This window comes from Methyloglobulus sp., from assembly GCF_046714055.1.
GTDB lineage: Bacteria > Pseudomonadota > Gammaproteobacteria > Methylococcales > Methylomonadaceae > Methyloglobulus.
In genome coordinates this window covers 1-11,874 of sequence record NZ_JBKKBJ010000081.1, presented here as the reverse complement: position 1 = coordinate 11,874, position 11,874 = coordinate 1, and the positions used below count along the sequence as shown (strand labels likewise).

9 protein-coding genes are annotated in these 11,874 nt (G+C 46.1%); 3 read left to right on the top strand and 6 right to left on the bottom strand.

The window, feature by feature from the left end; genetic code table 11:
• Position 1: 1 nt before the first annotated feature.
• Complete coding sequence (locus tag ACLQ6D_RS04835) at positions 2-934, bottom strand: ABC transporter substrate-binding protein (protein WP_411726156.1); 933 nt, start codon at positions 932-934, stop codon at positions 2-4.
• A 167-nt stretch (positions 935-1,101) separates the two neighbouring features.
• Positions 1,102-3,132, bottom strand: coding sequence for a TonB-dependent receptor plug domain-containing protein (locus ACLQ6D_RS04830; protein ID WP_411726155.1), 2,031 nt, complete (start codon positions 3,130-3,132; stop codon positions 1,102-1,104).
• A gap of 611 nt (positions 3,133-3,743) precedes the next feature.
• On the opposite strand from ACLQ6D_RS04830, the gene ACLQ6D_RS04825 reads away from it, so the two are divergent.
• Positions 3,744-4,637 (top strand): EamA family transporter, encoded by an 894-nt coding sequence (locus ACLQ6D_RS04825; protein WP_411726154.1) that lies wholly within the window; start codon positions 3,744-3,746, stop codon positions 4,635-4,637.
• A 108-nt stretch (positions 4,638-4,745) separates the two neighbouring features.
• Here the strand turns inward: ACLQ6D_RS04825 and ACLQ6D_RS04820 are convergent, their stop codons facing one another.
• Positions 4,746-5,504, bottom strand: a complete 759-nt coding sequence (locus ACLQ6D_RS04820) for a general secretion pathway protein GspB (RefSeq protein WP_411726153.1) — start codon at positions 5,502-5,504, stop codon at positions 4,746-4,748.
• A 7-nt stretch (positions 5,505-5,511) separates the two neighbouring features.
• Entirely contained in the window at positions 5,512-7,152 is a 1,641-nt protein-coding gene (locus tag ACLQ6D_RS04815) for an AAA family ATPase (RefSeq protein ID WP_411726152.1), read from the bottom strand.
• A 160-nt stretch (positions 7,153-7,312) separates the two neighbouring features.
• Between ACLQ6D_RS04815 and ACLQ6D_RS04810 the strand changes: the two genes are divergently transcribed.
• A complete protein-coding gene (locus ACLQ6D_RS04810; RefSeq protein WP_411726151.1) occupies positions 7,313-8,200 on the top strand; it encodes a DUF3014 domain-containing protein in 888 nt (295 codons plus the stop codon).
• Between the two features lie 172 nt (positions 8,201-8,372).
• Here the strand turns inward: ACLQ6D_RS04810 and ACLQ6D_RS04805 are convergent, their stop codons facing one another.
• Together ACLQ6D_RS04805 and ACLQ6D_RS04800 are read right to left on the bottom strand one after the other, a co-directional pair.
• The gene (locus tag ACLQ6D_RS04805) at positions 8,373-9,641 is read right to left on the bottom strand and encodes a sialidase family protein (protein WP_411726150.1); all 1,269 of its coding nucleotides are present in this window, start codon (positions 9,639-9,641) and stop codon (positions 8,373-8,375) included.
• Positions 9,642-10,033: 392 nt separating this feature from the next.
• Positions 10,034-11,107, bottom strand: coding sequence for a transporter (locus tag ACLQ6D_RS04800; RefSeq protein WP_411726149.1), 1,074 nt, complete (start codon positions 11,105-11,107; stop codon positions 10,034-10,036).
• A gap of 303 nt (positions 11,108-11,410) precedes the next feature.
• Here ACLQ6D_RS04800 and ACLQ6D_RS04795 point away from each other — a divergent pair, with 303 nt between their 5' ends.
• A complete protein-coding gene (locus tag ACLQ6D_RS04795) occupies positions 11,411-11,713 on the top strand; it encodes a transposase (RefSeq protein ID WP_411726148.1) in 303 nt (100 codons plus the stop codon).
• The last annotated feature ends 161 nt before the right edge of the window (positions 11,714-11,874 follow it).

Below are 11,874 nucleotides of genomic sequence, written 5' to 3'. Positions count from 1 at the left end.
TTTAATTGAATACCATTTTGGCGTTTTTAAGCAAGTCTTCAGGGATGTCCCTATCAATGTGTTCGGCAATCTTGGCGTTAATAGTATAGGTGATCTTGCGCGGATGCTCAGGGGGAACCGCTTGCATGGGCGAGCCGCTCAATATTTTTTGTGCCAGGGTAGCACATTGTTTGCCTAGATCCTGAAAATCCCAGGACAGGGCGTAAAAGGCCCCGGATTTGACCCAGTTGTCAGACAGCCCGACCAAAGGCACCTTATTGCTGAAAGACGCCAATAGCACCTCTTTTGCTGTGTTAACGGACATAACCGTTTCGTCCGGGATGGCCAACAGAATTTCGATATTATTGGCAAGTTGTTCGAGGGCATAAGGTAAATTCTTGGGCGTTGCTACCGGTATGGCAACCAGCTTAAATCCGCTTTCTTGGCTAACTTGTCTGGCTTCTTGGATGGTAGCCTCATTTTCAGCCGGATTATACAAGATAGCGACGGATTCCTGCTGGGGGAAGAATTTTCTTAGCCACTGGAACTGGGTTTTTAACGGATAACTGAGACTAATTCCGGTCATATTGGCTGATTGCCTGAGCACATCGTCTTTAAGTACCATAGTCGCAACGATGGGAATGCGGGACGTCTGTAGGCTAGCCCATTTTGTGGACTCATTGCCCAAAGCATAGACCAAGTCAGGATTGATGAGTTCTATTCCCTTAGCCGATAGCGCTTGGGTTTGTGGTAACGTTAGCTCGGTAAATTTGACCTTGGTGTGTGCAGATAGTTGTTCTTTAAAGCCAGCGACCGTCTCTTGATACGGCCCATCATTCGAATTGGCTACGATTAAAATATGCGCCTCTTTTTCAGCAAGTAAAGGGTTAGCCCACACACAAAAGAGGATGAAGGTAGCGATCAATCCTTTGTGTGTTGATAGGTTAAATTGCATAAGCCGAATATAAATTGAACTGTACGGAGACGCAGATTAAAGTGTGCCCCTCAGTTTTGCAATTAGTACAAATACTTAGTGCATGGTCAAAAGTTGATTTAATATCGGATGACACTTGGACTTTTTTGGTGGTCGGGTTATGGGGGAGGGTTTGTGGTATAGCTGGCTTAGAAATCCAAACTCGCCTTGACCCTGAACGTCAGGCCGTCCTGTTGTATGCCGGTTTGCCTGAAATCGTTTGAGGCCGGATCAAAATAACGTTCATCAAAAAGATTGTAAGCGCCCGCCGATAGCTCCAGTCCTTTCACCCAGTTTCTAGTAAACACGGTCAGGTTGCTGATAAAATTGTCGCCAACCTCCCCAGCCGGATTACCGTCATCTTTAGGCTGAACTTTCCTGCCGCTCATATAACGGGTTTCAAAACCAAGAAACACAATGTCTTGCCAAAGCGGGGCAATCAAATTGAGCTTGACCATGTGTTCGGGGGAATTGGGTAAGCGTTCGCTGTTCGCTTTGTATTGGGTGTCCTGCCAGGAATAACTGATACGGGCCTGGAAACCATTGCTCCAACTATCTTCCAGTTGTAATTCGATGCCATTGGAATTGACATTATCAACATTTTGGTTTTGCGCAACATCGGTATCGATCTGCACTTGGTTGATAATATTATTTACTTCAGTGTGGTAAATGTTGAATTCTCCCCGCAGGCTTTCATTGAAATAATGTTCCAGGACTAGCTCCGTCGTTTCCAGTTCTTCGGGGGACAAATTAGCGTTAGCGATGACTCCGAGCAGTGGGGAATTGGCCTCAAACTCGGAAGGAGACCTAAAAGCAGTGCCGTATAGCAGTTTCACTGAAGTTTTTTCCCAAGGATTATAGATTAAAGCCAGACGGGGATTGAGAGTGCCACCAAAAGTACTGAAAAAATCGTAACGTAGGCCTGCATTGAGCGTCAGCTTATCGGTAATGTTGAATTCATCCTGGGCATACAGCGCCCATCGATAGCCACTTGCGTCCGTCGGCCGGGAATTGGCTGTCGAACCATCGGCCAGTTGGTCAAAGTTATTCTGATATTTGTCAAAATCATATTGAAATTCACCACCAAAAGTGACCTTGTGGTCGTCCCAAAAGATTTGGGTCGCTTCAAGGTTTCCCCGCCACCACTGTCCACGGGCCAGATCCTTGTTGTCAACGTTTTGTCCTGTTGTCTCATCAAAGATTATGTAATTGCCGGTATAACGGTAGTAGTTATAGGACACCTTGGACTGGACATTGAGCTGGTTTTCAAACGTATGGTCATACTTGAGCTCATAAAATTGGGCTTGGTCTATCGTGTTGGTGCCTGGGACATTAAATACCGTCCCGAAAGGCGCAGTAGGAAGTTTTTTCTTGCGGTCGACCACTAACCCTTCCAAGGTAAAGTCTCCATAAGTCAGTTTGGCTAGCAGTTTTTTAGCTTGTTCATCATCATTGCTGTCGTAAAAGCCATTATTGGTTGCAGGATCATCAAATTCCTTGGAAAAAAAATGGTCGTTGCCGTCGCTGTCATAAAAGCTGCCTCCGAGGAATGCTTCTATGCCATTGCCAAACCGTTTGCCATAACTAGCGCTGGTTTTAGTGGCGTTAAAGCTGCCATAGGAAGTCTTGATATTGGCGCCTTTCAGATCCCGGCCCCGCTTGGTAATCACGTTAATTACGCCAAAAAAAGCGCTGGTGCCATACAATGACGAGCTGGGGCCGCGGACAACCTCCACGCGTTCTATCATGTCCACATCGACCGGAAAGCCTTCATCGGCATAGAAAGACTCAAAAATATTGTCGTTATAGCGATGCCCGTCGACCAGCAATAACAGACGGGTATTGTAGTCAGAGGGCAGGCTGAAGCCACGGGAACCTATGTAACCGTAATTACGGTCATTGCTGCTATAAAAGCCTTTGAGGCTTGCGATAATGTCGCCAAAATTTCGGTAACCCCATTTTTTTATCTCATCCGCTGTCACAATACTGACCGAGGCAGGGGCCTTGGTCACTTTCTGCTCGTATTTTGAAGCGGTATAAACCGAGGGAATATCCTGGAACAAGAGTTTGTCGCCGTCACTTGATAACGCTTCCGATGCAGATGCGTCATCCTGGGCGTAGGCCGGAACCTGTAGTAGAAAGATCAGGCTTAATAGGTAGGTAAATGTCAGAAGTTTCATGGCTGCAATTTTCTGTTAACTACAACAAATATAGTTGATATTCCCTGATGAAGTCCGTTGAAGTGCGCTGTGCAAAAACTAAGGAAGCGCTGATTTAAGCCTGCAACAGGCTCAGGATGTACGGTAACATATTAATTATATTCATAGCGAGCTTGTCTAACCATGAACAAAAGCGATTTATTCAAGACTCCTTTTGAGTCATCAGCCACACCTTATAGCAATACATTATCAGAAATATCTGCAAAATAATCTTCAATAGCTACAGTTCAACCCGAGTAAGTAATCTTACTAATTGTTTATCCAGCTTTCACTGTATAACATTCACAAATTATTTATTTTGTAAAGAGGTGAAGCATGTATATTTTGCGGATTTGAGAAGTGTTCCACAATATTTTTATTAAGTTGTTATTAAGCTGTTTTTTTTGTAAATTAAACTACGCTTAATCACACCACTGTGCATCAAATTAAATATTAAAAATTTTAAAGTGTATTAAATGTTGGTTCTACCACAGTTCATGAACCCGTTAACTTATTTTTCTAAAACTGAATAGGGCAAGTTTACGGGGTGGTATACCACCATTATTGAGCTTTAGATATGAGGAATAACATCTATGTGGCTTTATTACGCGCTGCTTGGCCCGCCTTTCTGGGCGATAGTCCATATACTGGACAGTCATTGTGTCGGAAATGTTTTTGACCGGCCCTGGATGGGGGTTATCACGAGTTCTTTGGCGACAGCAGTTATCGCCTTGATAGCGCTTTTTTTTCTACCTGGTGTGGATTGGCAGTTACCTGAGTGGCATATCATTGCTTTAGCTTTGCTCGCAGGTGGGCTTATCCAGTTAGGTCAAGGATTTTATTTTCAGGCCTTGGAAAAAACTGAAGCGGGCATCGTTGCAGCGTACGGAAATTTCACCCCCACTCTTTTGCCATTAGTCAGTTATTTCTTGATAGGTGATGTGTTAGAGCTATGGCATTACATTACTATCGGTGTGTTGGTGATTGCATCGATCTGTTTTTGCCTTATAGACGTTTCCCGGCATGGCAAGTGGGATTCGGTCTTATTGATGTTGATGGCATCTACGGCTCAGGTAGCGGCCATACTGATTGAAAAATACGTGTTCGAGCAGGGTACGTTTTTTACTGGTTTCGCGTTTGTCATTATGGGCGTTGTCCTGAGCGGGGTGTTGCCGATTTTGGTCGTACCCAGCGTCAGAAAGGCATTCAGCAATAATATCCCCAAGCTAAAACCCCTGGCTCCACTTTTTATAGGTATTGAAATGGCAAATCTTGTCGCTTTGTACATGAGCCAGCGGGCAGTCGATTTAGGTTCCCCTTCTTTGGCATCGGCTATGGAAACTACGGTTCCTGGTTATACGTTTCTGTTGACAATCCTGCTGCTTTCTTTAAAACACCGGTTTGGTAATGAAGAAGCGCGGTATGAATTGCGTACCAAATTGATCCTTGTCGGAATCATGACGGCGGGTGTCATGCAGCTCGCTTAATGGGTGTATGTAGAGACTGGAACAGTGATGTTCCCACGAATTCCAGCGGTATGACGACGACTTGATAGGTTTCTACCTTGGCTGAAAGCAATACGTAATCAGGAAATATTAAGGTCTTTCAACCTTGAATGTGTTGTTACCGTATTGTAAGACGATGCTATTAGGGCGAATTTCTTTGAGTTTTACCGAACCCTTGATGAGTTGCCCCGTCCGGTATTTAACCATGTCGATGATAACAAAGCGATCTTCGGCTTGCTGGGCATAGCTGAATACGTTGATGGTTAGATTGGGTAAGGTATTACGAATTTCATAAGGCAGATCATTCAAGTCAGGGGTGTCTTTAGTTATAGGTAAGGCTACCGGTTTTTCCATTATCATGTTGGGGTTTTCAGGCCAGACGGGCACGGCTGATCCGCTACGGATAGCGGATTCCTTATCAACTGCTATAGGTTTTTTTTCTGGAAGCTGGTTATTAGGCCGCTGGACGTCGGCCATTTTGTTGGCTTCTTTTTTTTCTTCAAGCAATTGGGCGATAGAAGGCAATTTTGGCTCTTTCTGCTTGGCTGGCGATATCTTAGGCTTATGGATATCCTTGCCCTGTGGTGTAACTGCTGGCGGCAAAAGCCGTTTATCTGGATGGTTCGCGACCTTTTCATGATGTTGAGGTCCTGTCGGGACTTTTTGGGTGAAAAACCAAACGAAATAGGCGATAAGCAGCAGATTTCCGATAACCAGCGCGCCTATCCACTTAGCCGGTTTTTGTTTGGGCTGTGGCGGGGTAATCAGGATTCTTTCCGTAACGGTATCAGGCTGCGTAGCTTGCCGTTGCTGTTCGGATTTGCGTAGGGCATCGAGAATATATGACATGGTGCTATCAGTCCTGTTTAATGTGTGGCGAACCCTTTGCGCCGGTTGCGTTATCAAGATGAATAATCGTTTGTACGCCTACTTTACCATCCGGCGTTAGATGGCTTACTTGTTGAAAATTAATGACCCGTGTTTCCAAGTCAGCATCAAAAAACTGGGGCTGTTTGCTTTCCTGGCTTACGCTGTCAGCTGCGGTCAATTGTTGGCGTAACCATTCTACATTGTCGGAGGATTGTCCCGGGGAAATCACTTTCATTCCTGGTCTCGGCGGTTGCCAAAGCAGCAAATAATAACCATCCCAAAGACTAAGCACATCAGCTAAAGGAAAGGTTATATCCTGTTCAAAATGTAGGGTAGGCTGGCCTTCCTGTACCGCCGTCAGTAACACATATCGTTTTATTCCTGGAGACAAAGAAAACTCCAAAATGGCTGGGCGGTTGAAAGCCAGCATGTCTTGCCAGTTATCTCTGCCAAACAGACACAACAACCCTGTTTTTTGTACCGTATTACAGTCTACCTTTTGGGTAGCTGGGGCTTCTTTATCCCAGAGCTTAAGGGTGTTGCTTAGACCTGCATTCAATGTAAGCGCTGGATTATCTAACCATGAGCTAAAGGGCTTAACTTCAGCAACTGGCTCATGTTTGTCAACGGTTGACGGAATCTTAATAGGCATTAACTGTTTTATGGCAGCTTTCTCAGGAATTTTGCTGGATAAGATCGTCTTAGATTTGGACGGTGTTGGGCCTGTTACTGCTTGAGTTTGGTAATATAGCCCTGCAGCGAGACAACTTAATGCCAATATCGCCAATAAAGGCTTTAACCGCGTGGGAGTGTCATTCGTAAAAGCCAGTGTTTCTTTGGCCGCGCGTTTGATGATAGCTAGGGTGATGACGCGGACATCGGATGAGTAAGCCCCCAACAAGGCACAATGACAAATAATATTGATGACCCGTGGAATGCCCTTGGATAATTGGAAAATTTTATTGATGGCATTCTCTTTGAACAGGTCGGGATCGCCTTTGCATACTATTAGCCGATGGCGTATGTAAGTGCGGGTTTCTTCCAAGGAGAGGGGCAGCAGATGATAGCGTGCGGTAATTCGCTGATTTAATTGGCGCAAGTCGCGGCGGTTTAATAAATCTTTGAGTTCGGGTTGACCGACCAGAATGATTTGTAGTAATTTTGTTTTGCTGGTTTCAAGGTTGGTCAGCAGCCGGACTTGTTCTAAAACCTCAAGGCTCAGGTTCTGGGCTTCGTCAATGACTAGAACCGTGCGCCTCCCATTGGCATGGGCGCTGAGCAGATGCTGGTTTAAGGCATCAATCAGGTTTTTTAATGTCTGTTGGTGTTTGTCATAACCTATTCTAAATTCATCGCAGATAGTCGCCAATAACTCAATGGCATTCAGCTTGGGATATAAGATAAGGGCAATATCAATGTTTTCTGGCAATTGCTGCAACAAGCAATGGCATAATGTTGTCTTACCCGTGCCGACTTCGCCAGTTAAGGCGACGAAGCCGCCACCGTGATTGATACCGTACAACAGATGCGCCAAACCCTCCTGGTGGCGGGTGCTCATGAACATAAAGTGCGGGTCTGGCGCTATCGAAAACGGCAGCTCGCTAAAATGAAAGTATTCGTTATACAAAGTTTATATAGTGCTAATAGTTAGTTTAATGAGTACTATTCACCGTAGCGTGTGCGAAAATCACGAAGGTTCAAGATGAAAGTCTGCCATTTTGAACCTTGAACCTGAACCTTATAGTGTTTAATTGTAACCTACAACAGAAAGAAGGTCTTACTACAACATGGGTCGCTATGATCGGAACAGAAGCAAGGAATCCAGTAAAACGCCGTTTATTATGATCCCTATCGTGATTTCCCTGATCATTGGAGTGGGCGGTATTTTTTATGTTATGGATAATTTCAAGAATCTTAAAGAAACAGAAGCAACGGTTTCGGATAAAATGCCTTCTAACGAAATCGTTGCTACAGAAGGATATCCTGATAAGCAACAATCAGCAGAGGATGAGCGGCTCGAATTTCTACCTGCAGAGCCGGAATCCCTAGCTAGTAACGATACTCAATCTTCAACCCAACAATCCGATTTGCCAGATTTATTGAGCAGTGATAACTATGTGCGGCAAGCGCTTGTCAATATCTCACCAGGGTTTGCCCAATGGCTGAAAACTGATCAGATAATTAGAAAATATGTGTTTATCGCCAACGATTTTGCCCAGGGTTTACGTATTTTAAAACACATGAGTTTTCTTAGGCTTGCGGAGCCTTTTTCTGTAGAGCAGGACAAAAATGGGCCATTTATTGCCGCCAAAAGTTTTCAACGCTACGACCAACTGGCGCAAACAATACATGCTATTGATACAGAATCCGCAGTGGCGTTATACCAAAAAATCAGGCCGTTAATGTTGCAGGTGTTTGCTGAGTTCAGCTACCCACGGGACATCACTTTAGAAAGCATAGTCAAAAAAGCAGCAGCCGAAATTCTCACTGCCCCTGCTCTTGAAGGGCAAGTTACCTTAATCAGGCCTTCTGTTCATTACAAGTTTGCCGATGCCAAACTGGAAACGCTCAACCCCATCCAAAAACAGATGATACGCATGGGGCCGGAAAACACGCGGATTATTCAAAATAAATGTCGTGAATTCTTGGTGGAGTTGGCGAAATCAGGCTTGTAGAGACGCAAGATTACTTAAACCAACCACGGAGCCTGAGCCTGGATTTCGGCATCAACCTGTCTGGAACAGATTTGCATTTACCCGAAGGGCATCAGGCAAGATAGCCTAACGTGAATCCATGCCGGAATGGCGGGCTTGGAAAATATTGGCCGAATAATCTGACAAAGTAGAATCAATTCAGCGGAATTAATTGATAACCTTCAGTCCTGCTATTCCACGAGACAAACAGGCCTTGGTTATTACTGAGCAGAAACGGAAAGTCTGCATCTGCCTTGAATTTTGCAATGGGTTTGGGCGGCAACCAGGTCTTGCCGCCATCGTTTGAGTGCATAACCAAGAGCTGCGTTTGGCCACCGTCAAATTCTGTCCAGGTCAGGATGATATGTTTGCCTTGGGCCAAAATATCGGGGTGGCTAGGCAGTTTTTTCAACTCACCGAAGGCTAACGGCCCTGAAAAATGCTGCCCTTCATCGGTTGAATAGGCAAAAAACAAACCTTGACGCACACTGCCCTGGGTAAACCAGGCGATATGGTATCGACCATCATCGCTGATAGAAATTGCCGGGCCATGTTCTGGGCAACCCTCGATAATCCAGTTGTCGAAAGTGACGCGCCAGGTCAGCGGCTCTTTGTTATTAGGTTGTGTCCTTAGCATGCCATGGTCGCGGATGCCTACAGGATAAATAAAGCGCGTAAACAGGACAGCCTGGTTATCCTTATCAAAAGTTGTCGCAATACGGCAACAATCGCACAGGGTGTCGGAAAGTTTTTGCGCGGGGGCGCTCAGCCCACTGTCCCCGGCTATGGTCGTGTAATAGATCGCGTTTCCTGATTGTCTCCAGTCGGTGCGGTTGCGTTCGTCATGCCAGAAGACATAAACCTGACCGGTACGGTTGACTCCAAATCGACCCTGAAAAGTATTGGCATCAGCGGCTTTGTCGCTTAATGGCATCGGTGTTGAAAAGCTGTGGCCGTTATCTTTGGACACACTATAAAATAAAGCGACGGGCTGGGTGCTTTCCGCCGCATAAATCACGTAAATATGCCCAGACCGGTCAACGACGACGCCAGGCCTGTTTTCACCGCTAACCTTGATCGGTTGTGCTTCCTTGTTGATAAGCACTGGGGCGCTGAAGGTTTTGCCCAAATCGCCCGAAACATCGACATAAACATGATGTTTTTCCGGCACTACCCGCCATAAACGGCCATCAGGGCCAAAAGCAGCAGAAACGAACAAACCGCCGCCGTCAGGATAATGGCTGTAATTTGCCGCTCCAGCACTTAAATGAGCCTGGTTTGGATGACTGCAAGAAGCAATCAGCGCCAACACGGCCCCCATGCAGAACAATAATTTCAACAATTGACATCTGCGCTGAAATAGTCGGCTGAAAAATCCTTTTTGGATAGTTTCAATTGGGTTACGGACAGCTGGTTTTTTCATTGGGTAAAGTTAAATCTGTAAGTTTCGTTGTTTAATCATAAAATAATCAGTCCAAGTGTTCGTAATCAAAGCTAATCTAATAAATATCAATACCTTGTACAAATATAATAAATCACACAAATGGTCTAAGCATGGTAGGGGTAGGGGTAGGGGTAGGCCTTGTGCCTACCCGGGCAACCGCAGTGCTTGGGTCTGGGCAACCATAAAGGATTGCCCCTACAGTAGCGCGGAAATATCAAAACAGACCTATCTTTTAGGTTAATGAGCTGCTGAACAAGTTGATTACGATTAGGGTTCAACCATTCGACATGCTCACGACTCAGCGGGAAGGTAATCAACACAAACCGTTCGTCCTGAGATTCGAAGGACTGTGCAGTGTTCCTTAAGATGCCCTAAAAAACAACCACAAACCGGTAAGTAATCCGGTAATCTGGGTCGGTTTGGTAACCATTAGTGTCAGTGACGATGGGTGCGCCGATTGACAATGCGGTATTCCAGTTTTTGCCTCCTGAATAGCGTATTCCTGGTGAAATGAATACCGTGTTGCTGCCCGAGTTAGGATTACGTTGCCCAGCAATTCTTTCGTAATCCTGCCACTCTCCATTGAGTTCCAGAATGGCAGTCCACGGCGCATTGTTGCTGGACGAGAAAAAATTATTGCGAGCAGGTGCGCCAAACGCATAAGACAACGCAAAGTTATAGCCAAAAGTATCGCCAAGATCGGTATCTTGTGAACCCGTGGTAGCGACGGTATAGAGAATGCTGGTGTCGAAAGAGAACTGGCCCATTGCTCGGGTAAAGGACAGCCCGAAAGAAGGGTTCCAGGCACCACCGCCGGGTTGAGAATGAGTTTCGAAAGCCCCGCTGCCGCCATGGTGTCCACCTTCCTCTTCTTCTTCATGTCCTGGCTCTTCGGCAACTGGATTAGTTGGGATCGATGTTTGTCCGGTTGGCGTTTTCAAGCCGATAACCAAAGAGGCATGGTTTAAGTTATCGTCGCTATGATAAAAGCGATATTGCCCAAAGAAGGAAACATCGCCAAAACCGCTAGGATCGCCTTGATTAATCACTTCGCCCCCGTCTTCATCCGGTGACCGAACATTGGAGCGCAGCACATACGGAATCCTAAGACCCAGGGATAAGTCGTCCGTAACGCCGTAAGCGGCAAAAATTGAGGGCTGCAAAAAGGTATCGACATCATGGACATCACCATCGGCCTCAGTCTTTGCATTGTTTTTCAGCGCCAAAAGTTGCGAATCGGAAATGCTGTCAAAGTTAACATACTGCGTGATTATCCCGCCTGCCCACATGCCAACAGGTAGTGTCACACCCGTTTGGGTGATAATGGGAGATGCCGTGCCTATACCAAAGCCCAACGAACCGTGGTCGGCTGAAACGACGGCGCTGTGTGCCGTTAATGCGGACATTACAGCCATCACTAAAAGTGATTTATTTGATGTATTCATAACTGATCCCTTTAATGGCATGTTTATTGAGTTGATCGGAGACATTTGCGGCAGCACTCAACAATGATACCGTTGCTAAATGATCTCCAGCATGCTTGAACGCGCCATATTACTAGACAAAAGGCTTACTAGCAAAAACAAGTGTGGGTTTAATAGTTAAATCGTACACCTATATAACTTAGTTGCAGATTGACGCAAGCAAAAAATAGGGAACCGATTATAACTCATTGACAGGTAAGCTGATCTTGCCCCGCTCTAGCGGACACTCGGCTAAGGGAGCAATCTCTCAAACCGAGGTCAGCAATGAAAATCAAGAAAGAAGAAGCCAGGACAACAGCACGCAACAAATACACGGCACAGTTTAAAGGACAAGCGCCCGGACGTGCAGATCGGGACGGTGTCCCCAAGGCGGCCCAGGATTTAGGCCTCGCCGAACCGGTGCGGTGTTCCTGGCGGGCAAAACGTCGCCAGGCTGGACGGCCCTTTGAAGGCCAAAAGCCCCGACAAGCCGAACTGGCGCGCCTCAAACGGGACAATGCCCGCCTGGAAGGGGAAGTGGCCTTCCTAAAAAAGGCGGCGGCGTACTTTGCCAAACTGCCCAACTGAAGTGCGCCATGATTAGGGCTAATGAAAACCACTATCCAGTGGCCCTGATGTGCCGCGTGCTGACGGTTTCACGCAGTGGTTTTTACGGCTGGGAACACAGGCCGCTTTCCGATAGCGCCAAAGCCAACCAAACACTGACGGCTGAAGCCAGGCGGGCCTTT